Annotated in this window: 21 protein-coding genes; 16 read left to right on the plus strand and 5 right to left on the minus strand. The window is 60.4% G+C overall.

All coding sequences use genetic code 11. The features are described from left to right. Nucleotides 1–190: 190 nt before the first annotated feature. From RB216_RS24940 to RB216_RS24950, 3 genes are read right to left on the minus strand one after another with little or no spacing between them, the layout of a single operon-like run. On the minus strand, nt 191–958 hold the full coding sequence (locus RB216_RS24940; RefSeq protein WP_028617951.1) for a heme ABC transporter ATP-binding protein: 768 nt from the start codon (nt 956–958) through the stop codon (nt 191–193). Then, nucleotides 958–1,995, minus strand: a complete 1,038-nt coding sequence (locus RB216_RS24945) for a FecCD family ABC transporter permease (RefSeq protein WP_028617952.1) — start codon at nt 1,993–1,995, stop codon at nt 958–960. The genes RB216_RS24940 and RB216_RS24945 overlap by 1 nt, the downstream gene beginning before the upstream one ends. Further along, entirely contained in the window at nt 1,992–2,870 is an 879-nt protein-coding gene (locus tag RB216_RS24950) for a heme/hemin ABC transporter substrate-binding protein (protein ID WP_308908011.1), read from the minus strand. The genes RB216_RS24945 and RB216_RS24950 overlap by 4 nt, the downstream gene beginning before the upstream one ends. A 156-nt stretch (nt 2,871–3,026) precedes the next feature. On the opposite strand from RB216_RS24950, the gene RB216_RS24955 reads away from it, so the two are divergent. Beyond that, nucleotides 3,027–3,344, plus strand: a complete 318-nt coding sequence (locus tag RB216_RS24955) for a Rieske (2Fe-2S) protein (protein WP_028617954.1) — start codon at nt 3,027–3,029, stop codon at nt 3,342–3,344. Here the strand turns inward: RB216_RS24955 and sfsA are convergent. After that, nucleotides 3,341–4,051: a DNA/RNA nuclease SfsA gene (sfsA, locus tag RB216_RS24960; protein WP_068933676.1), complete on the minus strand. Its 711-nt coding sequence runs from the start codon at nt 4,049–4,051 to the stop codon at nt 3,341–3,343. The genes RB216_RS24955 and sfsA overlap by 4 nt on opposite strands. Further along, the gene (locus tag RB216_RS24965; protein ID WP_308908012.1) at nt 4,051–5,223 is read right to left on the minus strand and encodes a pyridoxal phosphate-dependent aminotransferase; all 1,173 of its coding nucleotides are present in this window, start codon (nt 5,221–5,223) and stop codon (nt 4,051–4,053) included. Before RB216_RS24965 ends, sfsA begins: the two co-directional genes overlap by 1 nt. A 319-nt stretch (nt 5,224–5,542) precedes the next feature. Here RB216_RS24965 and dksA point away from each other — a divergent pair, with 319 nt between their 5' ends. From dksA to RB216_RS25040, 15 genes are all read left to right on the plus strand, one after another. Beyond that, nucleotides 5,543–5,983, plus strand: coding sequence for an RNA polymerase-binding protein DksA (gene dksA, locus RB216_RS24970; RefSeq protein WP_026083092.1), 441 nt, complete (start codon nt 5,543–5,545; stop codon nt 5,981–5,983). A gap of 83 nt (nt 5,984–6,066) precedes the next feature. Then, entirely contained in the window at nt 6,067–6,954 is an 888-nt protein-coding gene (gluQRS, locus tag RB216_RS24975; protein ID WP_028617957.1) for a tRNA glutamyl-Q(34) synthetase GluQRS, read from the plus strand. Nucleotides 6,955–7,016: 62 nt separating this feature from the next. Beyond that, nucleotides 7,017–7,193, plus strand: a complete 177-nt coding sequence (locus RB216_RS24980; RefSeq protein ID WP_003176118.1) for a hypothetical protein — start codon at nt 7,017–7,019, stop codon at nt 7,191–7,193. Further along, nucleotides 7,177–10,131 carry a sensor histidine kinase gene (locus RB216_RS24985; RefSeq protein ID WP_028617958.1) on the plus strand — a complete coding sequence of 985 codons (2,955 nt, stop codon included), beginning with the start codon at nt 7,177–7,179 and terminating at the stop codon, nt 10,129–10,131. Before RB216_RS24980 ends, RB216_RS24985 begins: the two co-directional genes overlap by 17 nt. Nucleotides 10,132–10,153: 22 nt before the next feature. Then, entirely contained in the window at nt 10,154–11,581 is a 1,428-nt protein-coding gene (locus RB216_RS24990) for a sigma-54-dependent transcriptional regulator (protein WP_308908013.1), read from the plus strand. Between the two features lie 459 nt (nt 11,582–12,040). Next, nucleotides 12,041–12,214, plus strand: coding sequence for a hypothetical protein (locus RB216_RS24995; RefSeq protein ID WP_154670147.1), 174 nt, complete (start codon nt 12,041–12,043; stop codon nt 12,212–12,214). Between the two features lie 75 nt (nt 12,215–12,289). Next, the gene (locus tag RB216_RS25000; RefSeq protein ID WP_028617960.1) at nt 12,290–13,678 is read left to right on the plus strand and encodes a polynucleotide adenylyltransferase PcnB; all 1,389 of its coding nucleotides are present in this window, start codon (nt 12,290–12,292) and stop codon (nt 13,676–13,678) included. Between the two features lie 2 nt (nt 13,679–13,680). Next, on the plus strand, nt 13,681–14,163 hold the full coding sequence (gene folK, locus RB216_RS25005) for a 2-amino-4-hydroxy-6-hydroxymethyldihydropteridine diphosphokinase (protein WP_028617961.1): 483 nt from the start codon (nt 13,681–13,683) through the stop codon (nt 14,161–14,163). Between the two features lie 322 nt (nt 14,164–14,485). Continuing rightward, complete coding sequence (gene panB / locus RB216_RS25010) at nt 14,486–15,286, plus strand: 3-methyl-2-oxobutanoate hydroxymethyltransferase (protein WP_236318544.1); 801 nt, start codon at nt 14,486–14,488, stop codon at nt 15,284–15,286. Continuing rightward, nucleotides 15,283–16,134, plus strand: coding sequence for a pantoate--beta-alanine ligase (panC, locus tag RB216_RS25015; protein WP_028617962.1), 852 nt, complete (start codon nt 15,283–15,285; stop codon nt 16,132–16,134). The genes panB and panC overlap by 4 nt, the downstream gene beginning before the upstream one ends. 225 nt (nt 16,135–16,359) lie before the next feature. Then, entirely contained in the window at nt 16,360–18,024 is a 1,665-nt protein-coding gene (pgi, locus tag RB216_RS25020) for a glucose-6-phosphate isomerase (RefSeq protein WP_028617963.1), read from the plus strand. 105 nt (nt 18,025–18,129) lie between these two features. Next, entirely contained in the window at nt 18,130–20,067 is a 1,938-nt protein-coding gene (gene acs, locus RB216_RS25025) for an acetate--CoA ligase (RefSeq protein ID WP_068935151.1), read from the plus strand. 16 nt (nt 20,068–20,083) lie between these two features. After that, nucleotides 20,084–20,953: an oxygenase MpaB family protein gene (locus RB216_RS25030; RefSeq protein WP_068935153.1), complete on the plus strand. Its 870-nt coding sequence runs from the start codon at nt 20,084–20,086 to the stop codon at nt 20,951–20,953. Nucleotides 20,954–21,010: 57 nt separating this feature from the next. Then, the gene (locus tag RB216_RS25035) at nt 21,011–22,027 is read left to right on the plus strand and encodes a class I SAM-dependent rRNA methyltransferase (protein WP_122683659.1); all 1,017 of its coding nucleotides are present in this window, start codon (nt 21,011–21,013) and stop codon (nt 22,025–22,027) included. A gap of 87 nt (nt 22,028–22,114) precedes the next feature. Next, the gene (locus RB216_RS25040; RefSeq protein WP_068935155.1) at nt 22,115–25,033 is read left to right on the plus strand and encodes a DUF748 domain-containing protein; all 2,919 of its coding nucleotides are present in this window, start codon (nt 22,115–22,117) and stop codon (nt 25,031–25,033) included. Nucleotides 25,034–25,135: the final 102 nt, after the last annotated feature.

Below are 25,135 nucleotides of genomic sequence, written 5' to 3' on the forward strand. Positions count from 1 at the left end.
GCAGAGAACATGCAAAAACAATGGTTGACTCTCAAATGAGAATCGTTATGATTATCACAACTGATCGCGAGATCAGCCGATAACTGAAAGACCATTGGTTCGGACTCTCAGATTATCTCCTCATCAGGCTAATCACGGTTATTTGACCCGGCTCTTGCCGGGTCTTTTTTTGCCTATAAAAAAGCCGATTTCAGCGCGCAATGATCAGTGGATGCCCACGCTCCGGATGGGGCTGCACTAGCACATCCAAACCAAACACAGCCTTCAACGGTTCAGGCTGCATCACCTGTACCGGCGTATCCAATGCGTGTGGCCGTCCCGCCTCCAGCAGCAGAATGCGATCGCAGTAACGCGCCGCCAGGTTCAAATCGTGAAGGATCACCAACACCGCCGCGCCCCGATCAGCAAAGGTGCGAATAGCCTGTAAGGTGGTGTGTTGATGCAAAGGATCCAGCATCGACGTTGGCTCATCCAACAGCAACGTCTGCCCGGCCTCGCCCGGCCATAACTGCGCCAGCACCCGTGCCAGATGCACCCGCTGGCGCTCGCCACCGGACAGCGCCAGGTAGCTGCGGCCGCTCAAGTGGCCAACATCTGCTGCCTGCAACGCCGCCTCAATGATCTCATCATCGCGGGCTCGCCCGGTCTGATGAGGCAGGCGACCCATGCCGACCACCTCTTCGACACGGAAAGCAAAGTCCAGCGTCGAGCTTTGCGGCAATACCGCCAGGCGCTGTGCCCGCTGCGCACCACTCCACTCACTCAACGGGCGCTGATCCAGCCACACGTTGCCTTGGTCGGGGTGCAGCTCACCGCACAATCCACCGAGCAGCGTACTTTTGCCCGCACCGTTGGGGCCCAACACGCCGAGCACTTCGCCCGGTAACAAGTCGAGGGTGACATCCGCCAATACAGTTTTGCGACCGCGACGGATCTGCAGGTCTTCCACACGCAGCATCAGGCACGCCCCCGCAACAACAGGTAAAGAAAAAACGGCGCGCCGATAAATGCGGTGACGATACCGATCGGCAACTCAGCCGGTGCCAGCGCGAGCCGTGCGACCAGATCGGCAAACAACAATAGGCTTGCACCTGCCAGAACCGATGCCGGCAACAACACTCGATGGTCCGGCCCCGCCAGCAAACGCACCAGATGCGGCACCACCAACCCTACAAAACCGATCATGCCCGCGGCAGCCACCGCAGCCCCGACGCCCAGCGCCGTGCAGAAAACCAACTCGCGCTTGAGCCCTTCTACATCGATGCCGAGATGATTGGCCTCCGACTCACCCAGCAGCAAGGCATTCAACGCCTTGGCCCGGCGCGGCAGCCATAGCGCCACGCCCGCGCTCACCAGCAAAAGCGGCCATAACCGTGAATAGCTGGCGCCGTTGAGGCTGCCCAGGTTCCAAAACGTCAGGGTGCGCAAAGTGGCGTCGTCCGCCAGGTAGGTAAACAGGCCCACCGCCGAACTGGCGAGCGCTGTCAGGGCAATGCCGGCGAGCAACATGGTTGCGACGTTGGTCTGCCCGTTGCGCCGCCCCAATCGATAAACCAGCGCGGTGACGCCCAGGCCGCCAAGGAATGCGCAGAGTGACAAAAGATAAGGCCCGAACGCATCGGGCAGCCCACCCAAAAACGAACCGCCGACGATCGCCACCGCAGCTCCAAGCGCAGCACCGCTGGAAACCCCGACTAACCCCGGATCAGCAAGGGGATTGCGAAACAACCCCTGCATCGCCACCCCCGACAAGGCCAACACACCACCGACAGCCAAGCCCAGCAACGTGCGCGGCAAACGGATCTGCCCCAGGATCAGCTCAGCCTGCTCCAGCCCTTGGGCCTCGATTGGCAACCCCATCAAGCGCAGCGCGGCTTTGAGCGTATCCAGCAACGGTAAGCTGACAGGCCCCAGCGCCAACGAAAGCCAGATCGCCAAGACACACAACAACGCCAGCCCAACAAACAGCGTCTTGGGTTTTACCAGAGTGGTCATGGGGCTGGCTTGGCCTGGGAGGGGTAAAACCCGGCAGATAGGTCTGCGAGGCTTTGCGGTATACGCGGCCCCAGCCCGCCGACCAGCAAGGTCGGATCCACTTCAAACACTCGTCCGCTTTTGGCCGCCGGCGTGGACGCCAGGATCGGATTTTCCTTGAACAGCGCCGCACGCGCCGCATCTCCGGTCAGGGCACGATCCGCAAACACAAGCACATCCGGGCTCAACCCCGCCAATGACTCCACCGAAAACGGTTTGTAGCCCGTATGCGTCGCCAGATTGCGTCCTCCCGCCTGCTGCAACATCCAGTCAGCCGCTGTGTCTTTGCCCGCGATCAGCGGCTTGCCACCTGCATGACCCAGCAACAGCAAAACGCCGGGGGCCTTTTGGGTGGACTGAGCCTTGGCGACCCAGCGCTTCTGCTGATCGATCGCCTGCTCATATCCGGTAAACAGTGCGTTGGCCCTGGCCTCAGCGCCCAGCAACTTGCCCAAGTGCTGGAGGTTACCCTTCAACGTCGGCAAGTCAGGCTGCGCCGAGAACATCTCCACCTGCACACCCGCGCTGCGGATCTGCGCCAGTATGGGCGGCGGGCCCATTTCTTCAGTACCCACCAGCACCTGCGGGCGCAAACTCAAGATGCCCTCAGCCGACAACTGCCGCTGGTAACCAATGCTCGGCAACGCCTTGAGGGACTCAGGGTGCTGGCTGGTGGTATCCACGCCCACTAACTTCGACTCACCACCCAAGGCCGTCACCCATTCCGACAGCGCCCCACCGGCACTCACCCAACGTTGAGGCAGTTCAGAGGCTTGGGCCCCAGGGTTGACCAGCAGTCCGACAACAAGCGCAATAGCGCTGGCACTCAGGCGCATAACAGGGTTTCCTTCCAAGGGCAGGGCCGCTCAAACGCTCATCAATGTGACAGATAACCGCTGCCCCGCATCGTATTGAGCGCCCGGTCGGCCAACGGGCGAAGCCGGCATTTGATAATTGTTTGCATTTGAACGTCAAGGCACTTAAGGATTGAAATGAAGTTTCTCTGCTCCTCCGATACCCTCGCGCCAGACAGCAGCCTCGGTTTTGAAATCGATGGTTGCAAATTGTTGGCCGTGCGCCGGGACGGCATTGCCTACTTCTATATCAACCGCTGCCCCCATCGTGGGGTTCTACTGGAATGGCAGCCCGACCGGTTCCTCGACGACAGCGCCAGCCTGATCCAGTGCGCCACCCACGGCGCGCTGTTCCTGATCGAGAACGGCGAGTGCATCGCAGGCCCTTGCGCCGGGCAAAGCCTGACCGCCCTGCCCGGCCGCGAAGACGCCCAGGGGTTGTGGGTGCAACTCTAGTCGAGCAGCACGTCCAGACGCCGGTCCACGCAGATCTCCTCGGATGTCACGCGCACGCCATACGCCAGCACTTCCACCCCGGCCGTCTTGGCTTCGCGCAGGGCAGCAGCGTAGGCCGCGTCGATCTCCACGGCCGGGCGCACAGCATCAATCCCCGAGAGGTTGACGCAATACAACTGCACCGCTCGCACACCGTCACGCGCCAGATGGGCCAGTTCGCGCAAATGCTTGGCGCCACGCTGGGTCACTGCATCCGGGAAAGCGGCAACCGAAGTGCCGTCAAAACCCAGGGTTACACTTTTGACTTCGATGTAGGCCGCGCCGTCGGGATAGTCCAGGCGGAAGTCGATGCGGCTTTTCTCCTGACCGTAAGGCACTTCACGCTTCAAGGCGGTAAAGCCGTTCAGCTCGGTGATGACACCCGCACGTAACGCTTCCTCGACCAACTGATTGGCACGCGCCGTGTTTACACACGCCAAGCGACCCTGGGGCGTCTCGGCGATTTCCCAGGTGCCCGGCAACTTGCGCTTGGGGTCATTGGAGCGACTGAACCAGACCTGCCCACCTTCGACCATGCAATTGAGCATCGAGCCGGTGTTGGGGCAATGAATGGTCAACAACTCGCCGGTAACGGTTTCGATATCGGTGAGAAAACGCTTGTAGCGACGAATCAGCCGCGCTTCTTCTAGGGGAGGATGAAAGCGCATCAGCCTTGCCAGCTCCGCAAGCCACGAGCGATCCGTTCCACCGCCTCCTGTAGCCGATCGAGGTTTTGCGTGTAGGCAAAACGCACATGGTGGCCGGCTTGGTAGCGGCCAAAATCCAGGCCTGGCGTAAACGCCACATGTTCGGTGTCGAGGAAGTGGCGGCAGAATGCGAAGGCATCACCGCCGAACGCGCTGATATCGGCATATAAATAGAACGCGCCCTCCGGCTCGACCGCGATGCCAAACCCAAGCTCGCGCAAGGCGGGCAGCAGGAAGTCGCGACGACGGCCGAACTCAGCGCGGCGCTCTTCCAGAATGCTAAGGGTTTGCGGGGTGAAACAGGCCAATGCCGCATGCTGGGCCATGCTCGGCGCACTGATGTAGAGATTTTGCGCGAGCTTCTCCAATTCACCCACCGCCGCCGGTGGTGCTACCAGCCAACCCAGGCGCCAACCGGTCATGCCGAAATACTTCGAAAAACTATTCAGGACGAACGCGTCGTCGTCGACTTCCAGCACGCTGGCCGCATCGGTGCCATAGGTGAGGCCATGGTAAATCTCGTCCACCACCAAATGACCGTTGCGCGCCTTGATCGCGCCGGAAAGCTCGGCCAATTCGTTACGTGTGAGGATCGTGCCGGTCGGGTTGGCCGGGGATGCCACCAATGCGCCCACACTGTCCTGATCCCAGTGTTTGGCCACCAGATCAGCGGTCAACTGATAGCGCACTTCAGGACCGACCGGCACCAGCTGCGCCGCGCCCTCCACCAATCGCAGGAAGTGGCGATTGCAGGGGTAGCCAGGGTCGGCGAGCAGCCAATGCTTGCCCGGGTCCACCAGCAAACTGCTGGCGAGCAACAATGCGCCAGAGCCACCGGGCGTGATCAGGATGCGCTCGGGGTCCACGTTCAGCCCATAGCGCTGCTGGTAGAAACCGCTGATGGCCTCGCGCAACTCAGGCAAGCCACGGGCGGCGGTATAGCGCGTCTTGCCGTTGGCCAACGCTGCCTGGCCGGCCTGGATGATCGGCTCGGCGGTGGTGAAGTCCGGCTCGCCGATTTCCAAGTGGATCACGTCATGGCCGGCGGCTTGCAGCTCATTGGCCCGCGCCAGCAATGCCATGACATGAAAAGGTTCGATGGCGCGACTGCGCGCACTGTAGGGCTGAGCCATTAGCCTTCCTTAACGGTGAGGACAAATTCTGGATTCTACCGAACCCGCGCGGGAAAACATGTTCTATTGCCTGCCCGGCGGCATGTGCCGGCCGGGCAAGCGCCTGCAAAACGACTAAAATCAACATTCGAGGCAATGCATACCCAGCAATGGCGGGCTGTCGCAGTTTGCAAGCGATTTGCCATAGGCCTCGACAACCGGGAGTGGCGCACCCCGAATCTATCTGGTAAGTTCGCCCGCTTGCAGCCGCAGGGCCGGCAGGTGTCGGTGACGTTGCAATCCTGCGCAATGGATTAGAAGAGTGAGAGGCGGTCTATTCATGTCCACCCAAGCAAAGCAACAGCAGCAGAGCCTCAGTGGCTTCACACCTTACGTCGAAGCGAAGGGTGAGGAGTACATGGGCAAGCCCATGCGCCAGCACTTCACCAAGATCCTGCAAAAGTGGAAGCAGGACTTGATGCAAGAGGTCGACCGCACCGTTGACCACATGAAGGACGAAGCCGCCAACTTCCCGGACCCGGCCGACCGTGCCAGCCAGGAAGAAGAGTTCGCCCTTGAACTGCGCGCCCGTGATCGCGAACGCAAGCTGATCAAGAAGATCGACAAGACGCTGCAACTGATCGAAGACGAAGAATACGGCTGGTGCGAATCCTGCGGCGTCGAGATTGGTATTCGTCGCCTGGAAGCCCGCCCAACCGCGGACCTCTGCGTAGACTGCAAGACCTTGGCTGAAATCAAGGAAAAACAGGTCGGCAAGTAATCCAGCCGAGCTGAACGAATGGGGCGTGCGAACGCCCCATTTTTGTTGCTGGCGTTTACCGAATTTCCAGTAGTATCCGGCCCATGACAGCCTCTACCTATATCGGGCGCTTTGCCCCCACGCCCAGCGGCCACTTGCATTTCGGCTCCCTGGTCGCCGCCCTCGCCTCCTACCTTGACGCCCGCGCCAACCATGGCCGCTGGCTGATGCGCATGGAAGACCTCGACCCACCCCGTGAAGAGCCCGGCGCCCAAGCGGCGATCCTGCACGCCCTGGAAAGCTACGGCTTTGAATGGGACGGTGAATTGGTCCGACAAAGCGGGCGGCATGAAGCCTACGCCAAAGTGCTTAATGACCTGTTCAACCACGGCCTAGCCTACGCCTGCACCTGCTCGCGCAAACAGCTTGAACCCTACAATGGCATCTACCCGGGCCTATGCCGCAATGCTGGCCACGACCAGCAAGACGCCGCCATCCGTTTGCGCGTTCCCGAGCTTGAGTACCACTTTACCGACCGCGTCCAAGGCGAATTCCGACAACACCTGGGCCGCGATGTAGGCGATTTCGTCATCCGTCGCCGCGACGGCCTCTACGCCTATCAACTGGCCGTCGTGCTCGACGATGCGTGGCAAGGTGTGACCGATATCGTGCGCGGTGCCGACCTGCTGGACTCGACGCCACGCCAACTCTACCTGCAAGAACTGCTCGGCCTGCGCCAACCGCGCTACCTGCACGTGCCGCTGATCATCCAGCCGGACGGCAATAAACTGGGCAAATCCTACCGTTCCCCGCCGTTGACACCCGACCAGGCCACGCCTTTGCTATTGAGAGCCCTGCGCGCCCTCGGCCAGCAACCCGATGACGAACTGTTGCACGCCAGCCCGCGGGAACTGCTGGATTGGGGGATTACGCACTGGGATGCCACGCAGATCCCGCGCACACTCACGCTGGCCGAAGCGCAATTGAGCTGAAGGCGCTTGCAGCTTGCCAAGCATCCGTTACCATCGCCGCACGTTTTTAGACAGAGGCCAACATGTACATCTATCGATTGGTCCTGCTGCTGGTCGTCGGGATCTACCTGTTCTCCCCCGCCATCATGGATTGGTGGATCGACGCCACGGGCGCCTGGTATCGCCCTTATCTGCTGTGGCTGATCCTGATCGTCGTGACTTTCATCCTGCAGAGCCAAAAAGATGCCGATGAGCTTTAGCCTCACCCAGATGCTGCTGATCAGCGCCGCCTACCTGGCCGCGTTGTTCGGAGTCGCCTGGATCAGTGAGCGCGGAATGATTCCGCGGGCGATCATTCGCCATCCGTTGACCTACACCTTGTCCCTCGGCGTATATGCCAGTGCCTGGGCGTTCTATGGCACCGTGGGCCTGGCCTATCAGTACGGTTATGGCTTTTTGTCCAGCTACCTCGGGGTGTCCGGCGCATTTCTGCTGGCGCCGGTGCTGCTGTACCCGATCCTGAAGATCACCCGCACCTACCAATTGTCTTCCCTGGCCGACCTGTTTGCCTTCCGCTTTCGCAGCACCTGGGCCGGCGCGCTGACCACTATTTTCATGCTGATCGGCGTGTTGCCGTTGCTGGCCCTGCAAATTCAGGCCGTGGCCGACTCCATCAGCATCCTGACCCGCGAGCCAGTGCAACATCGCGTAGCGCTGGCCTTCTGTGCGCTGATCACGCTGTTCACGATTTTCTTCGGTTCGCGCCATATCGCCACCCGCGAAAAACATGAAGGGCTGGTGTTTGCGATTGCCTTTGAGTCGGTGATCAAGCTGATCGCCATCGGCGGCGTCGGCCTGTATGCGCTCTACGGCGTGTTTGACGGCCCGCAGCAGTTGGAACTGTGGCTACTGCAAAACCAGACCGCCCTTGCCGCCCTGCACACGCCTTTGCAGGAAGGCCCGTGGCGCACGCTGCTGCTGGTGTTTTTCGCCTCAGCGATCGTGATGCCGCACATGTACCACATGACTTTTACCGAGAACCTCAACCCGCGCTCGCTGGTCAGTGCCAGTTGGGGCTTGCCGTTGTTCCTGCTGTTGATGAGCCTGGCGGTGCCGCTGATCCTGTGGGCCGGCTTGAAACTGGGCGCCACCACCAACCCTGAATACTTCACCCTCGGCATTGGCATTGCTGCCAACAGCCCGGCCTTGGCGCTGCTGGCTTACGTCGGTGGGTTGTCAGCGGCCAGCGGGCTGATCATCGTCACGACCCTGGCACTGTCGGGAATGGCGCTCAACCACCTGGTGCTGCCGCTGTACCAGCCGCCAGCCGAAGGCAATATCTACCGCTGGCTGAAATGGACACGCCGCGCGCTGATCGTCGCGATCATCATGGCCGGCTACGGGTTCTACCTGTTGCTGGGCACGGGGCAGGACCTGGCCAACCTGGGCATCGTTGCGTTTGTCGCCACCTTGCAGTTCCTCCCAGGCGTGCTGTCGGTACTGTACTGGCCGACCGCCAATCGCCGTGGTTTCATCGCCGGTTTGCTGGCCGGAATCCTGGTGTGGATCGTGACTATGCTGTTGCCGCTGGTCGGTAATCTGCAGGGTTTCTACATCCCGTTGCTGAACATGATCTACGTGCTGGATGACACCAGTTGGCACATGGCTGCGATTGCCTCCCTGGCCGCCAACGTCCTGATGTTCACCCTGATCTCCCTGTTCACCAACGCCAGCCCGGAAGAAACCAGCGCCGCCGAAGCCTGCGCGGTGGATAACGTGCGCCGTCCGCAACGCCGCGAACTGCATGCGGCCTCGCCCCAGGAGTTCGCCACGCAACTGGCCAAGCCCCTGGGCGCCAAGGCGGCGCAGAAGGAAGTTGAACAGGCGCTGCGTGATCTGTATCTGCCATTCGATGAGCGGCGCCCCTACGCCCTGCGCCGTCTGCGCGACCGCATTGAAGCCAACCTGTCCGGGCTGATGGGGCCGAGCGTGTCCCAGGACATGGTGGAAACCTTCCTGCCCTACAAGGCTGGCGGGGAAAACTACGTCACCGAAGACATCCATTTCATCGAGAGCCGGCTGGAGGATTACCACTCACGCCTCACCGGTCTCGCCGCCGAACTCGATGCCTTGCGCCGCTACCACCGCCAGACTTTGCAGGAATTGCCCATGGGCGTGTGCTCCCTGGCCAAGGACCAGGAGATCCTGATGTGGAACAAGGCCATGGAAGAACTCACCGGTATCGCAGCGCAGCGGGTGGTCGGTTCACGCCTCAATACCCTGGGCGACCCGTGGAAAGAATTGCTGCAAGGCTTCATCAACCTGCCCGACGAACATTTGCACAAGCAGCACCTGGCCCTCGACGGCCAGACCCGTTGGCTCAACCTGCACAAAGCCGCCATCGACGAACCCCTGGCGCCCGGTAACAGCGGCCTGGTGTTGCTGGTAGAAGACCTGACCGAAACCCAGATGCTCGAAGACAAGCTGGTGCACTCCGAGCGGTTGGCCAGCATTGGCCGACTGGCGGCGGGCGTGGCCCATGAAATCGGCAACCCGATCACCGGTATCGCCTGCCTTGCGCAGAATCTGCGGGAAGAGCGCGAGGAAGACGGCGAAATCACCGAGATCAGCGGGCAGATTCTCGAACAGACCAAGCGCGTTTCTCGCATCGTGCAGTCGCTGATGAGCTTCGCCCACGCCGGCGCCCATCAGAATCAGGATGAAGCGGTATGCCTGGCCGAAGTGGCGCAGGATGCCATTGGGCTGCTGGCCTTGAACCGGCGCAATTTCGAAGTACAGTTCTTCAATTTGTGCGATCCCGACCACTGGGTGGATGGCGACTCACAACGCCTGGCCCAAGTGCTGATCAACCTGTTGTCCAACGCCCGTGACGCCACCCCGGCCGGCGGTGCGGTACGCGTCAAGACCGAGGCTTTCGAACATACGGTCGATCTGATCGTCGAAGATGAAGGTAGCGGTATTCCACAGAACATCATGGACAGATTGTTCGAACCCTTCTTCACCACCAAGGACCCAGGTGAAGGTACCGGTCTGGGCCTTGCACTGGTCTATTCCATCGTTGAAGAGCATTATGGACAAATCACCATCGACAGCCCGGCTGACACCGAAAGCCAACGCGGCACCCGTATTCGGGTGACCTTGCCGCGTCATGTCGAAGCGACGTCCGCTGTGAACTGAGACCGTCGAGAGAATTGAATCAATGCCGCACATTTTGATCGTCGAAGACGAAACCATTATCCGCTCTGCCTTGCGTCGCCTGCTTGAACGTAATCAGTACCAGGTCAGCGAAGCCGGCTCGGTGCAGGAAGCCCAGGAGCGGTTCAGCATTCCCACGTTCGACCTGATTGTCAGTGACCTGCGCCTGCCCGGCGCGCCTGGCACCGAGTTGATCAAGCTTGGCCTGGGCACCCCGGTGCTGATCATGACCAGCTACGCCAGCCTGCGCTCGGCGGTCGACTCGATGAAGATGGGCGCGGTGGACTACATCGCCAAGCCTTTCGACCATGATGAGATGCTTCAGGCCGTGGCCCGTATCCTGCGTGACCGTCAATCGGCCAGCAGTGCGCCGGTCGAGCAACGTCCAGCGGGCAAAGCCGCCGACAAGCCGGGGGTTGATAACAGCAACGGCGAGATCGGCATCATCGGCTCTTGCCCACCGATGCAGGACCTGTACGGCAAGATCCGTAAAGTCGCGCCAACTGACTCAAATGTTTTGATCCAGGGCGAGTCCGGCACCGGTAAAGAACTGGTGGCCCGTGCCCTGCACAACCTGTCCAAGCGTGCCAAGGCGCCGATGATCTCGGTGAACTGCGCGGCGATCCCCGAATCCCTGATCGAGTCCGAGCTGTTCGGCCACGAGAAAGGCGCATTCACTGGCGCCAGCGCCGGGCGTGCGGGCTTGGTGGAAGCGGCGGACGGCGGCACGCTGTTCCTCGATGAAATCGGTGAACTGCCACTGGAAGCACAAGCGCGGTTACTGCGTGTGCTACAGGAAGGTGAAATTCGCCGCGTAGGCTCGGTGCAATCGCAAAAGGTCGATGTGCGCCTGATCGCGGCGACTCACCGCGACCTCAAGAGCCTGGCCAAGATCGGCCAATTCCGTGAAGACTTGTATTACCGTCTGCACGTGATCGCCCTCAAGCTGCCGGCCCTGCGTGAGCGTGGCGCCGACGTCAACGAGATCGCCAATGCCTTCCTGCTGCGCCAGAGCGCGCGTATCAACCGTACCGACCTGAAGTTCGCGCCGGACGCCGAGCAGGCGATTCGGCATTACTCATGGCCGGGTAACGTGCGGGAGTTGGAGAATGCGGTGGAACGCGCGGTGATCCTGTCGGAGAGCCCGGAGATTTCCGCCGAACTGCTGGGCATCGATATCGAGCTGAGCGACCTGGAGGACGACGATTTCATCGGCCTGGCCCCACAACAGGGCGGTAGCAATACCAGCCATGAACCGACGGAAGATTTGTCACTGGAAGATTACTTTCAGCATTTCGTCCTTGAGCACCAGGACCATATGACCGAGACCGAACTGGCGCGCAAACTGGGCGTTAGCCGTAAATGCCTGTGGGAACGCCGCCAGCGCCTGGGCATTCCACGGCGCAAGACCGGTGTGGCCAGCGAGAGTTAAGGGTGCGCGCCCACAGGTAACACCCACCAATGTGAAAAAACTGTTACCGCGGATATTTCGCGTAACAAAAGCCGGGGCTTACGGTAACGAAGCCCCGGCTTTTTTTGGCCTGTCAAAAACCCGAAACCACCTCAACCCCCCGGTTTTGCTAGGTGAGGCAAAAGTTGGCACGCACCCTGCTATATGCTTAGTACAAAAACAATAACAAGCTTTGTACAAGACAATAAAAATAAGACGAATCGACTCACGCATAACAAAAACAACACGGCGGAGGCGCAGCTAACTGATTCTTTTGGAGAGGCGTTGCATTTGGGGCTTGCCCCGCAACCAGGCCGAGAACAACAAAAACTGCCCTAAGGCAGAGCCTGAACTGGTTGGATCGTAGATCAGCAACACAGCGACCAAAGCAATCCGTTTGCTCTTGACTCCCGATTGGGAGTGTCATGAAGGTGAAGCTTCATGGCGAGGGCGATCAACAAAAACAAGAAGCCCGAAATCAATAATAAAAATAGAGCACGCAACTACTTCTGGGGGAGCTTCGGCTCCCCTTGTAGTTTCCGCGATTTGACCGTCCAGCAATCTCTTGAAGCTTTTGGCTTGGGGCTTGCAGCTTGTTCCTACACCATCCCCTGACTAAATGCTAGAATCCCCGCCCATCATGCGGTCATTCTTCGTTATGGCCGAACATTCCTTCAAACAGTGCATCCCATGCTGAAGAAGTTGTTCCAGTCATTCCGTTCTCCCTTGCGTCGTACGCAACACAAACGCAGCACGCCTGAAGTGCTCAACAGCAGCCAGCATTCGCTGCAACGCGCTCAATTCAGCCGTTATGCAGTGAACATCGTCGAACGTTTGCAGAACGCCGGCTACCAGGCTTATCTGGTGGGCGGGTGCGTACGCGACATGCTGCTCAATATCACGCCCAAGGACTTCGACGTCGCCACCAGTGCCACGCCTGAGCAAGTGCGTGCCGAATTCCGTAATGCGCGGATCATCGGCCGACGCTTCAAGCTGGTGCATATTCACTTCGGTCGCGAAATTATTGAAGTCGCGACATTCCGTGCCGGCCATCCGCAAAACGATGAAGAGGAAGACACCAATCAGTCCTCCCGCAACGAAAGCGGGCGCATCCTGCGCGACAACGTCTACGGCACCCTGGAAGAAGACGCGCAACGCCGCGACTTCACCATCAACGCCCTGTATTACGACCCGGTCAGCGAGCGCATCCTCGATTACGCCAATGGCGTACACGACATTCGCAACAACCTGATCCGCCTGATCGGCGACCCGGTCCAGCGCTACCAGGAAGACCCGGTCCGCATGCTGCGGGCCGTGCGTTTTGCTGCCAAGCTGAACTTCGGTATCGAGCGCCATACCGCCGCACCGATTCGCGAACTGGCACCGATGCTGCGGGAAATCCCCTCGGCGCGCCTGTTCGAAGAAGTGCTCAAACTGTTCCTCTCCGGTTATGCCGCCGACACCTTTGAAATGCTGGTGGACCTGCAGTTGTTCGACCCACTGTTCCCGGCCAGCGCCGAGGCTTTGGAATACAACCCGACGTACACCCACACCCTGATCAGCGAAGCGCTGATCAACACCGACCTGCGCATCAAGCAGAACAAGCCGGTCACCCCGGCATTCCTGTTTGCCGCGCTGTTGTGGCCAGCCTTGCCGAAACGCGTACTGCGCTTGCAGGAGCGTGGCATGCCGCCGATCCCGGCCATGCAGGAAGCCGCGCATGAACTGATCGCCGAACAGTGCCAGCGCATCGCTATTCCGAAACGCTTCACTATGCCGATCCGCGAGATCTGGGACATGCAGGAGCGTCTGCCACGCCGCAGCGGCAAACGCGCCGACCTGTTGCTGGACAACCCGCGTTTCCGCGCCGGCTACGACTTCCTGCTGCTGCGCGAAAGTGCCGGCGAGCAGACCGACGGCCTGGGCGAATGGTGGACCGATTACCAGGACGCCAATGACAGCGAGCGCCGCGACATGATTCGTGACCTCGGCAGCAAAGGCGACGGCGAAGGCCCGAAGAAACGTCGTCGCAGTGGCAGCAAGCGCAAGCGCAGTTCGGCTGACGCCTCGGGCGAATAAACGTGGAACGCATCTACATCGGCATGGGCAGCAACCTGGCTGCCCCGGACCAGCAATTGCGCAACGCTATCGAAGCACTGGCGCAATTGCCGGGCACCACGGTCGCGGGTGTGTCCGCCTTTTATCAAAGTGACTCCCTGCTCCCAGGCCAACCGCGCTACACCAATGCGGTTGCCGCCCTGGACAGTAGCCTTGCGCCCCTGGAATTGCTGGATGCGCTGCAAGCCATCGAAAACGACCAGGGCCGCGAACGCCTTGAACGCTGGGGCCCGCGCACGCTCGACCTCGATATCCTGCTGTTTGGCGATCAACTGATCGATGAACCGCGCCTCAAGGTCCCGCACTACCAGATGCACCTGCGCGCATTTGTGCTGTATCCGTTGGCCGAACTGGCACCCGCTACTCTGCAATTACCCAATAGCCAGCAACTAAGTGACCTACTGGCTGCGTGCCCATTCGTCGGACTGGAACGCCTCCCCCTGTAGGAGCGAGCTTGCTCGCGAAAATCGTTAACGATAAGGCGCGCAACCTGATTCAACGCGGGGCCAACACGCTCTTCGCGAGCAAGCTCGCTCCTACAATCGCGTCAGTAACAGCGGTAACACCGTCATCGTAACAATGCGGTAACACATCCAATTGACTTCCCGTGTCCTCCTCACGACTATAGGCGTCCCGCTGCCGCCAACCCGGCGCTAAAGGGCGCAATCCAGGCCATATAAGCACTGCTCTCAAGACAGTGCGCCTGTATAAACGAAGACTCACGCGCGTTACTCGCTGTTTCCAAGCGCCTGAATGAGGACCCTTTTCATGCCAGACATTACCCTGACCACCTTGCAGAGCCTCAAGCTCAAAGGTGAAAAAATCGCCATGCTGACCTGCTATGACGCCACCTTCGCCCACGCCAGTTGCCAGGCTGGGGTTGAAGTGTTGCTGGTGGGCGACTCCCTGGGCATGGTTCTTCAAGGGAATGACAGCACCCTGCCCGTCACCACCGATGAACTTGCGTATCACACGGCCAGTGTCAAACGCGGTAACGATGGCGCCTTCATCATCGCCGACCTGCCGTTCATGGGTTACGCGACGCTTGAACAGACCTTCCAGAATGCCGGCAAGCTGATGCAAGCCGGGGCGCACATGATCAAAGTCGAAGGCGCAGTGTGGCTGGCCGAGTCGATCCGCCTGCTGGCTGAACGCGGCGTGCCGGTGTGCGCACACATGGGCCTGACGCCGCAGTCGGTGAACATCCTCGGCGGCTACAAGGTACAAGGCCGCAATGAGGCCCAGGCGCGGCAGATGCGCGCCGATGCCATCGCTCTGGAACAGGCCGGCGCGGCAATGATCCTGCTCGAATGCGTGCCGAGCGAACTGGCGGCAGAAATCACCCAGGCCGTGAAGGTGCCGGTGATCGGGATTGGCGCAGGCTCGGCCACCGATGGCCAGGTGCTGGTGCTGCACGACATGCTCGGCCTGTCGATCAGCGGCCGTGTGCCGAAGTTCGTCAAGAACTTCATGGCCGGCCAGGACAGCATTCACGCCGCATTGAGTGCCTACGTTGCCGAAGTCAAAGGCGTTACCTTCCCTGGCACCGAACACGGATTCTCTGCATGAACACCGTAAAAACCGTACGTGAATTGCGGGCTGCGGTTACCCACGCCCGTAACGCCGGCAAGCGCATTGGCTTTGTGCCGACCATGGGCAACCTGCACAGCGGCCATGCCACTTTGGTGACCAAGGCCGCCCAGCAGGCGGATTTCGTGGTGGCCAGCATCTTCGTCAACCCGCTGCAGTTTGGCGCTGGCGAAGACTTGGACAAGTATCCGCGCACCCTGGCCGCCGACCAGGAAATGCTGCTGCAAGCCGGCTGCAACCTGCTGTTCGCGCCCACCGTCGACGAAATGTACCCCGGCGGCATGACCGGCCAGACCCGCGTCAGCGTGCCACAATTGTCTGAAGGCCTGTGCGGCGCCAGCCGTCCCGGGCATTTCGAAGGCGTGGCGACCGTGGTCAGCAAGCTGTTCAACATGGTCCAGCCGGACATGGCGGTGTTTGGCCAGAAGGATTACCAGCAACTGGCCGTGATCCGCGCCATGGTCCACGACCTGAACATGCCGATCCAGATCATCGGCGAGCCCACCGTGCGCGCCGACGACGGCCTCGCGTTGTCGTCGCGTAACGGCTACCTCACCGACGAGCAACGCGCCATTGCGCCAGTGCTGTACCGCAGCCTCAGTCAGATTGGCGCCGCGATCAAAGCCGGTGACCACGACTTCGCCAAGCTGCGCGCCGAACAGGTCCAGCAGATCGAAGCCGCCGGGTTGCGCCTGGACTACCTCGAAGTACGCCAGGGAGTGCATTTGCGCCCGGCCACGGCTGAAGATCGGGATATCGTGATCCTGGTAGCCGCCTATCTCGGCGCTACCCGGCTCATCGACAACCTGCACCTGACCCTCGACTGACCCCTTCCAATCGCCCTCCTCGCTGCGTCAATAAAAAGGGCCGGTATAAAAAAGTACCGGCCTTAGCGCAGACAAAGCCAAGACATATCGACACGCTAGGTTTAATGTAATCGCCCTGCGCTATGGTTAGCGCTGTCCGGAACCCAATGCTTGATCAAAGACTGGACGTTCCGGGCTTAGAAGTGTCCTAAAGGCAGTCCCCGTAATAAAAGGAAACCCGCAGCGATGGCGTACTACCGCACTCCTCATGACGTTACCGCTCTGCCCGCCTGGCAAGCGCTCAATCAACATCGCCAAGCCATGCAGGATTTCAGCATGCGCGAAGCGTTCAATGCCGATCCTCAGCGTTTTTCCCAGTTCACCCTGAGCAGCTGCGGACTTTTCCTCGATTACTCGAAAAACCTGATCACCAGCGAAACCCGTGACCTGCTCGTGGGCCTCGCCAAAGAAGTCGGCCTCAAAGACGCGATCGACTCGCTGTACGCCGGCGAGCCCGTCAACTCCTCAGAAGGCCGCCCGGCCCTGCACACCGCCTTGCGTCGCCCGGTGGGCGACAAGCTGTCGGTGAATGGCGTGAACATCATGCCGGACGTGCACAAGGTGCTGAACCAGATCACCGACTTGGTCGGGCGCATTCACGATGGCCTGTGGCGTGGCTACACCGAGAAGCCGATCACCGACGTGGTGAACATCGGTATCGGTGGCTCGTTCCTCGGCCCGGAGTTGGTCTCCGAAGCGCTGTTGTCCTACGCCCACAAAGGCGTGCGTTGCCACTACCTGGCGAACATCGACGGCAGCGAGTTCCACGAGCTGACCATGAAGCTGCGCGCCGAGACCACACTGTTTATCGTCTCGTCGAAATCCTTCAATACCCTGGAAACCCTGAAAAACGCCCAGGCCGCACGCGCCTGGTACCTGGCCCAGGGTGGCTCGGAAGCCGAGCTGTACCGCCACTTCATCGCCGTATCGAGCAACAACGCGGCGGCTGTGGCCTTTGGCATCCGCGAAGAAAACATCTTCCCGATGTGGGACTGGGTCGGCGGTCGTTACTCGCTGTGGTCGGCCATCGGCTTGCCAATCGCCCTGGCGATCGGCATGTCCAACTTCAAGGAACTGCTGTCCGGTGCCTACACCATGGACCAGCATTTCCAGAACGCCCCATTCGAACAGAACATGCCGGTGCTGCTGGGTCTGCTGGGCGTGTGGTACGGCAACTTCTGGGGTGCGCAGAGCCATGCGATCCTGCCGTACGACCACTACCTGCGTAACATCACCAAACACTTGCAACAGTTGGACATGGAATCCAATGGCAAGAGTGTGCGCCAGGACGGTACACCCGTCGCCACTGATACCGGCCCAGTGATCTGGGGTGGCGTAGGTTGCAACGGCCAGCACGCTTACCACCAGTTGCTGCACCAGGGGACCCAACTCATCCCGGCCGACTTCATCGTGCCGATCGTCAGCTTCAACCCGGTGTCCGACCACCATCAGTGGCTGTACGCCAACTGCCTGTCCCAGAGCCAGGCGCTGATGCTCGGCAAGACCCGCGCCGAAGCCGAAGCCGAGCTGCGTGAAAAAGGCATCCCGGAAGACGAAGTGCAGAAGCTGGCACCGCACAAGGTGATCCCGGGTAACCGTCCGAGCAACACCATCGTGGTCGAGCGCATCAGCCCGCGTCGCTTGGGCGCCCTGGTTGCGATGTATGAGCACAAAGTGTTCGTACAGAGCGTGATCTGGGGTATCAACGCCTTTGACCAATGGGGTGTGGAACTGGGCAAAGAGCTGGGCAAGGGCGTCTACAACCGCCTGACCGGCGCCGAAGAAACCTCGGCCGAAGATGCGTCGACCCAGGGCCTGATCAACTACTTCCGCGGTCGTCACCGCGGCTGATCCAGGTATCGCAGGGCCAACGTCCGTTTGGACGTTGGCCTTGAACCCTCCCCTTGCAGGGTGCATCTTTATCACTTGTGGCCAAAACAAGAATAAGGATCGCTCATGTTCGATATCAGCACGTTCCCCACCGCCGATGCCGTCCGCCGGGCTGCGCAACTCAGTCAGGAGGACTACCAGCGCCTCTATCGCCAATCCATCGATCAGCCGGATACGTTCTGGGCTGAACAGGCCAAAGGCTTTCTCGACTGGATAACCCCCTGGCACACCGTCCAACGCTCAGACATCAACACCGGCGCAGCCCAATGGTTTGCCGGCGGCCAACTGAATGTCAGCTACAACTGCATCGACCGTCACCTCGCCCTGCGCGCCGATCAGCCGGCCTTCATCTGGGAAGGCGATGATCCGACAAAATCTTCCAAAATCACCTACCGCCAACTGCACCAGAACGTCAGCCGCCTGGCCAATGTGCTGAAAAGCCGTGGCGTAAAAAAAGGCGACCGGGTGTGTATCTACATGCCGATGATCCCTGAAGCCGCCTACGCCATGCTCGCTTGCACCCGGATCGGCGCGGTACATTCCGTGGTGTTTGGCGGCTTCTCGCCGGATGCCTTGCGTGACCGTATTCTCGACGCCGACTGCCGCACCGTAATCACTGCGGACGAAGGCGTGCGCGGTGGTAAACCGGTAGCACTGAAACAGAATGTCGACAAAGCCCTGGCCAGTTGCCCAAATGTGAGCACGGTGCTGGTGGTAGAACGCACCGCAGCGACCGTTAACTGGAGCGAAGGCCGCGATCTCAAGTATCAACAAGCCCTGGATGCGGCCAGCAGCGACTGCCCGCCCGAGCCAATGGACGCCGAAGACCCGCTGTTCATCCTCTACACCTCCGGCAGCACCGGCAAACCCAAAGGTGTGCTGCACACCACCGGCGGCTACCTGCTGCAAGCCGCAATGACCTTCAAATACGTGCTCGACTACCGCGAGGGCGAAGTGTTTTGGTGCACCGCCGATGTGGGCTGGGTCACCGGCCACAGTTACATCGTGTACGGCCCGCTGGCCAACGGCGCGACTTCGCTGATGTTCGAAGGCGTGCCGAGCTACCCGGACAGCTCACGCTTCTGGCAGGTGATCGACAAGCACAAGGTCAATATTTTCTACACCGCCCCTACCGCGTTGCGTGCCTTGATGCGCGAGGGCCATGGCCCGCTGGAGAGCACCTCTCGCGCCAGCTTGCGCCTGCTGGGCAGCGTCGGCGAACCGATCAACCCGGAAGCCTGGGACTGGTACTTCAATGCCGTCGGCGAACAGCGCTGTCCAATCGTGGATACCTGGTGGCAGACCGAGACCGGCGGCATCATGCTCAGCCCCTTGGTCAGCGCACAGCGCATCAAGCCCGGCTGCGCGACCCAGCCGATGTTTGGCGTACAGCCCGTGCTGCTCGACGAACAGGGCAAAGAATTCAGCGGGGCCGGCAGCGGCGTACTGGCGATCAAAGCGAGCTGGCCGGGGCAGATCCGCAGCGTGTACGGCGATCCGCAGCGCATGATCGACACCTATTTCAAACCTTACCCCGGCTACTACTTCACCGGTGACGGTGCGCGGCGCGATGAAGACGGCGACTACTGGATCACCGGGCGCATCGACGATGTGATCAACGTGTCCGGCCACCGTATCGGCACCGCCGAGGTAGAAAGCGCGCTGGTCCTGCATGACCAGGTGGCCGAGGCCGCCGTAGTAGGCTACCCCCATGACATCAAAGGCCAAGGCATCTATGCGTTTGTCACGCCCATGAATGGGGTGGAACCCGGCGATGCGCTGAAAAAGCACCTGCTGGAGCTGGTCGGCAAGGAAATCGGCAGCTTTGCCAAGCCGGAACTGATCCAATGGGCTCCGGCCTTGCCGAAAACCCGCTCCGGCAAGATCATGCGCAGGATTTTGCGCAAGATCGCCTGCAACGAACTCGACAGCCTCGGTGATACCTCGACCCTGGCCGACCCGAGCGTGGTGGATGGCCTGATCGACAAACGCTTGAACCGATAGGAACCCCTGAGTCGCCATGGAATTTATCCGCAGCCGTATCGAAAGCCAGTTGATGAGCCTGACAGGCCTGTCGCTGGGCCAACTGGACCTGGAAAACCCCAAGGGCGACCCCGGCCTGTTCGGGCCCGATTCGGTGAGTTGGCAGGTGCATGGCGACTTCAGCAGCATGCTCATCGGCGGCATCAGCGCATTGATGCTGCAAGCCTTGCACCCACTGGCCCTGGCGGGCGTGTGGGACCATTCGAACTTTCGTCAGGACATGCTCGGGCGGTTGCGGCGCACCTCGCAGTTCATCTCGGGCACGACGTTTGGTTCGCGCAAAGACGCCGAATGGCTGATCGAAAAAGTCCGCACCATTCACCTCCAGGTCGTCGGCCACGCTCCGGACGGGCGACCTTATGCGGCCAGCGACCCAGAGTTGCTGACCTGGGTGCATGTGGCGGAGGTCAGTAACTTCCTCGCCGCTCACCTGCGCTATCGCAACCCGCAGCTTTCAGGTGGAGACCAGGACCGTTACTACAGCGAAATTGCCTTGGTCGCCGAACAGTTAGGTGCGCGGCATGTTCCGCGCTCTCGGCAGGAAATTTCAGATTATCTGGCACGTATCCGCCCACAATTGCTGTGCGACGATCGCAGCCGCGAAGTACTGCGTTTACTGCTTGACGCGCCCTCCCCCAGCCTACTGGCCAAGCCCTTTGGCAGTTTGATGATGCAAGCCGGAATCGACCTGCTGCCGGATTGGGCCAGCGCCATGCTCGACCAACACCAAAGCCCGCTGCAACGCCAGATGATCCGTGCCGGGGTCAAGCGCAGTGCACCGATGCTGCGTTGGGCGATGCGCAATGGTTCGGTGCAACGCGCGCATCGGCGGATGGGGTTGATGTAGGCCACGGCGCATAGCTGTTAAACTTCGCGCCCTTATTTCCCCAGCAAGGCGCGCTCCATGTCTTCTCTGAATCAGGCGCTGCGCGCCGCCCTCGATCATCGCCAGGACCTGATCAATGAGCTGCACGCCCAAGGCACTGACTGCTATCGCCTGTTCCATGGCAGCCAGGAAGGCGCCGGCGGCCTGACCATCGACCGCTACGGCCCGCAATTGCTGGTGCAGAGCTTCCACCAATGCCTGGAAACCGCAGAACTGCTGGACCTGCATCAACAGGTCAACCAGTACATGGGCCTGGAATTGTTACTGGTGTACAACGACCGTTCCCGTGGCAACTCGCGCATCGACCGCGAGGACACGGTTTATCGTGCCGAGTCCGCTGCGCTGGAAGACCTGATCGGCCACGAGTGGTGCCTCAATTACCGCGTGCGCGGGCGCCATGCCGGGCAGGACCCGCTGCTGTTCCTGGATTTGCGTAACACCCGTGGCTGGGTCAAGGCGCACAGCGCCGGCAAAAGCGTGCTGAATCTGTTTGCGTATACCTGCGGCGTTGGCCTGAGCGCGGCCGCCGGGGGTGCGCGCGAGGTGTGCAACCTGGACTTCGCCGAGGGCAACCTGGCGGTCGGTCGCGAAAATGGCCTGCTGAACCCGCAACTGCCGACTATGGAATTTGTGCAGTCGGATTACTTCCCGGCGATCCGCCAATTGGCGGGCCTGCCGATCACCCAACGGCGCGGGCAGAAGCTGCCGAGTTATCCACGCCTGGAGCAGCGTCAATTCGATCTGGTACTGCTCGACCCGCCAGCCTGGGCCAAAAGCGCGTTTGGCACAGTCGACTTGCTGCGCGATTACCAGAGCCTGCTCAAGCCCGCGCTGCTAGCCACCGCCGACAATGGCGTGCTGATCTGCTGCAACAACCTGGCGAAAGTCAGCATGGAGGACTGGCGTGAACAAGTCCTGCGATGCGCGGAAAAGGCCGGACGCCCCGTACGTGACTGGACAATCATGACGCCAGGCGCGGACTTCCCCTCACAGGATCAGCAGCCGCCCCTGAAAACCCTGATACTCCAGCTGTAAGACGTTTCCCAAAGGACCCGTTCTTCGGAACCGAAATCCCGTGCCATACTCCAAGGCACTCTTGTTTGACATAGATGGCGCCGCCCCATGCCCAAAGGATTGATTCGCGCCGCTGGCGCCTTGTTGACTGCCCTTGCCCTGTACAGCTTGCTGGGTTTCCTGATTCTCCCTGGTGTCGCGCTGCGCATTGCCAACCAGCAACTGGCCAATTACGCCACGGTGCCGGCTCGGATTGAGCGGATCGAGCTCAACCCGTTCAGCCTGGAAGTAACGGCATGGGGGCTGAAAATCGGTGAGCCAGGCAAGGAACAAGTGGGTTTCGAGCGCCTCTACGCCAACCTGCAGATCGACAGCCTCTGGACCCGCGCCCTGCATCTCGCGGATGTACAACTGGACAAACCCAAGACCGAGCTGTTGTTCGACAAGTCCGGCCAATTGAACCTCGCGCAGTTGTTCAAGCTGCCACCCAGCGAGCCCACCCCGACCGATCCGAATGCCAAACCGTTTCCGCTGCGCATCGACAGCATCAAGCTGGCGGGCGGCTATGTGCATTTCGAAGATTTGCGTCCCAGCGAACCCATCGAATTCCTCTACGACAAGCTCGACTTCGAGCTGAAAAATCTCAGCACCCTGCCTGAAGACAACGCCGACATGACGTTGGTGGCAGCCGGGCCTGCAGGCGGACAGATCGACTGGAAAGGTAATTTCAGCCTGGTGCCGATCACCTCCGAAGGCACATTGAAAGTCACCGATGGCAAGATGAAAGCCTGGTGGCCCTACGTCCGCGACGCGCTGCCATTGGTGCTGGAAGACGGTGTGCTCAACTTCAGCACCGAGTATAAATTCAGTCTGGCCAAAGAGACCGAACTGAGCCTGACCAACACGGCCGCGAGCATTGCGCCATTTGCCATCAAGGCGCCGGACGGCCGCCCCTTGGTGCGCCTGGAGCGCCTGGACGTCAGCGAAACCACCGTGGACCTGGCCAAGCAGCAGGTCGTCGTCGGCAAGATCCGCAGCAACAAACTGGAAACCTGGGCGGCACTGGAAGCCGATGGGCAGTTGGACTGGCAGAAACTGTTCGCCAGCCAGCCGAGCAAACCGGCCAAGGCACCGGAGCCCAAAAATGCACCGGCCACTGCAGACTCGCCAAAAGCCGAGCCTGCGGCGCCAAGCAAACCCTGGCAGGTGCTGCTCAAGGACGTGCAGTTGCGCAACTATCAGGTGCACCTGGCTGACCGCCAGGCCAAACCGGCAGTCGCGTTGGAAGTAGGCCCGCTGAACGTCGATGTGCAGAACTTCGATAGCCTCAACCAGAACCCCTTCACATTGAAAGTCGACACGGGCCTGGGTAAGCAAGGCAAGGTCCAGGCGACCGGCGAGGTTAACCTCAACCCGGTCAGCGCCAAGCTGAAAGTGAATACCCAGGACATCGACCTGCGCGTCGCGCAGTCCTATATCAGCCCGTTCATCCGCTTGGAACTGCGTAGCGGCATGCTCGGCAGCAATCTGGATGTGAACCTGAAAAGCACCGATCCTTTGAAGCTCCAGGTCACAGGCCGAGCGCAGGTCGACCAGTTGCACACCCTGGATACCCTCAAGACCCGCGACTTCCTCAAATGGCAGCGCTTGGTGCTCGAAGGCGTGAATTATCAGCACGGCGACAGTCTGTCGATCGATAAGGTCAACCTGCTGCAGCCGTATGCACGTTTCATGATCAACGATGACCGCACCACCAACGTGGATGACCTGTTGATCCCACAACCCGCTGACAAATCACCCAAGCCCGCCAGCAAGGAAAAGCCGCTGGGCATCCGTATCGGCCAGATTGCGATCAACGACGGTTCGGCCAACTTTGCCGACTTCAGCCTGACGCCCAACTTCGCCACGGCGATTCAACAGCTCAACGGGCAAATAGGCACTATCGACAGTCGCCAGGCCAAACCGGCCAGCGTCGATATCAAGGGCAAGGTTGACCGTTATGCGCCGGTGACCATCAAGGGCAGCGTGAACCCGTTCGATCCGATGGCGGCGTTGGATATCGCAACCAGCTTCAAACGCGTTGAGCTGACCACCTTGACGCCTTACTCCGGCAAGTTCGCCGGTTTCCGTATCCGCAAGGGGCGACTGAACCTCGACCTGCACTATGTGATCACCAAGGGTCAGCTGAAGGCCGAGAACAAAGTGGTGGTCGAGCAATTGCAACTGGGCGATAAAGTCGACAGCGCCGATGCCGTGGACTTGCCGATTCGCCTGGCAATCGCGTTGCTCAAGGACTCCGACGGCAAGATCTCCATCGAACTGCCGGTGACAGGCGATCTGAATAACCCGCAGTTCAGCGTGATGCCGATTGTTTGGCAGACCCTGCGAAACCTGGTAGTGCGTGCAGCAACGGCGCCCTTCAAGTTTATCGGTGGGTTGGTGACGGGCGGCGGCTCGGAAGACCTCGGCAATGTATCGTTCGCCGCCGGTTCCAGCGAACTGAACAAGGATGCTGAGGGCGCCCTGAACACCTTGGCCAAAGCACTGAAAGAACGCCCTACCCTGCGCCTGGAGATCGAAGGCACAGCGGCAGCCAGCAGCGATGGACCTTTCCTTGCCGCTCAGCGACTGGAACGTGAATACCAGTACAACTACTACAAGATTCTTCAACGTCGTGGCGACAAGGTTCCAGCCCAAGCGTCGTTACTGGTTGTACCCGAAAAGGAGAAAGCGCCACTGTTGGAAGGCATCTACCGCACCCGCCTGAAACAACAACCGCCGGCTGAATGGAAAGACCTGAGCAGTGATGACCGTAGCGCGAAACTGCGTGACGGCGTGATCAAGTTCTGGAGTGGCAGTGATGTGCTACTGCGCCAACTGGGCCAAGACCGCGCCAGCACCATCAAGGACTACCTGGTGGACAAAGGCCAGCTGGAAGATGACCGGGTGTACTTCATTGATGCCAACTTGGGCCAGGCCGAGAAGGATGGCCGGGTCGTGACGCCGATGCATCTGGACGCCGAATAACTCAAAGCAACACAACTCCAAATGTGGGAGCGGGCAAGCCCGCTCCCACATTTGATTCTCATACCTGTAACATTTGTATTCCAGCCCAGAATAGAACAGGCC

It is taken from the genome of Pseudomonas canadensis (assembly GCF_030980095.1).
In the GTDB taxonomy this organism is placed as follows: domain Bacteria; phylum Pseudomonadota; class Gammaproteobacteria; order Pseudomonadales; family Pseudomonadaceae; genus Aquipseudomonas; species Aquipseudomonas canadensis.

Excerpts from the sequence above, each read along its gene's own strand:
- RB216_RS24950 (WP_308908011.1), bottom strand. The coding sequence starts at position 2,870 with ATGCGCCTGAGTGCCAGCGCTATTGCGCTTGTTGTCGGACTGCTGGTC.
- sfsA (WP_068933676.1), bottom strand. The coding sequence starts at position 4,051 with ATGCGCTTTCATCCTCCCCTAGAAGAAGCGCGGCTGATTCGTCGCTAC.
- RB216_RS25040 (WP_068935155.1), top strand. The coding sequence starts at position 22,115 with ATGCCCAAAGGATTGATTCGCGCCGCTGGCGCCTTGTTGACTGCCCTT.
- acs (WP_068935151.1), top strand. The coding sequence starts at position 18,130 with ATGTTCGATATCAGCACGTTCCCCACCGCCGATGCCGTCCGCCGGGCT.
- panC (WP_028617962.1), top strand. The coding sequence starts at position 15,283 with ATGAACACCGTAAAAACCGTACGTGAATTGCGGGCTGCGGTTACCCAC.
- RB216_RS24985 (WP_028617958.1), top strand. The coding sequence starts at position 7,177 with ATGCCGATGAGCTTTAGCCTCACCCAGATGCTGCTGATCAGCGCCGCC.
- pgi (WP_028617963.1), top strand. The coding sequence starts at position 16,360 with ATGGCGTACTACCGCACTCCTCATGACGTTACCGCTCTGCCCGCCTGG.
- RB216_RS25030 (WP_068935153.1), top strand. The coding sequence starts at position 20,084 with ATGGAATTTATCCGCAGCCGTATCGAAAGCCAGTTGATGAGCCTGACA.
- dksA (WP_026083092.1), top strand. The coding sequence starts at position 5,543 with ATGTCCACCCAAGCAAAGCAACAGCAGCAGAGCCTCAGTGGCTTCACA.
- RB216_RS24945 (WP_028617952.1), bottom strand. The coding sequence starts at position 1,995 with ATGACCACTCTGGTAAAACCCAAGACGCTGTTTGTTGGGCTGGCGTTG.
- RB216_RS24965 (WP_308908012.1), bottom strand. The coding sequence starts at position 5,223 with ATGGCTCAGCCCTACAGTGCGCGCAGTCGCGCCATCGAACCTTTTCAT.
- RB216_RS24980 (WP_003176118.1), top strand. The coding sequence starts at position 7,017 with ATGTACATCTATCGATTGGTCCTGCTGCTGGTCGTCGGGATCTACCTG.
- RB216_RS24995 (WP_154670147.1), top strand. The coding sequence starts at position 12,041 with ATGGCGAGGGCGATCAACAAAAACAAGAAGCCCGAAATCAATAATAAA.
- panB (WP_236318544.1), top strand. The coding sequence starts at position 14,486 with ATGCCAGACATTACCCTGACCACCTTGCAGAGCCTCAAGCTCAAAGGT.
- RB216_RS24955 (WP_028617954.1), top strand. The coding sequence starts at position 3,027 with ATGAAGTTTCTCTGCTCCTCCGATACCCTCGCGCCAGACAGCAGCCTC.
- gluQRS (WP_028617957.1), top strand. The coding sequence starts at position 6,067 with ATGACAGCCTCTACCTATATCGGGCGCTTTGCCCCCACGCCCAGCGGC.
- RB216_RS24940 (WP_028617951.1), bottom strand. The coding sequence starts at position 958 with ATGCTGCGTGTGGAAGACCTGCAGATCCGTCGCGGTCGCAAAACTGTA.
- RB216_RS24990 (WP_308908013.1), top strand. The coding sequence starts at position 10,154 with ATGCCGCACATTTTGATCGTCGAAGACGAAACCATTATCCGCTCTGCC.
- RB216_RS25000 (WP_028617960.1), top strand. The coding sequence starts at position 12,290 with ATGCTGAAGAAGTTGTTCCAGTCATTCCGTTCTCCCTTGCGTCGTACG.
- RB216_RS25035 (WP_122683659.1), top strand. The coding sequence starts at position 21,011 with ATGTCTTCTCTGAATCAGGCGCTGCGCGCCGCCCTCGATCATCGCCAG.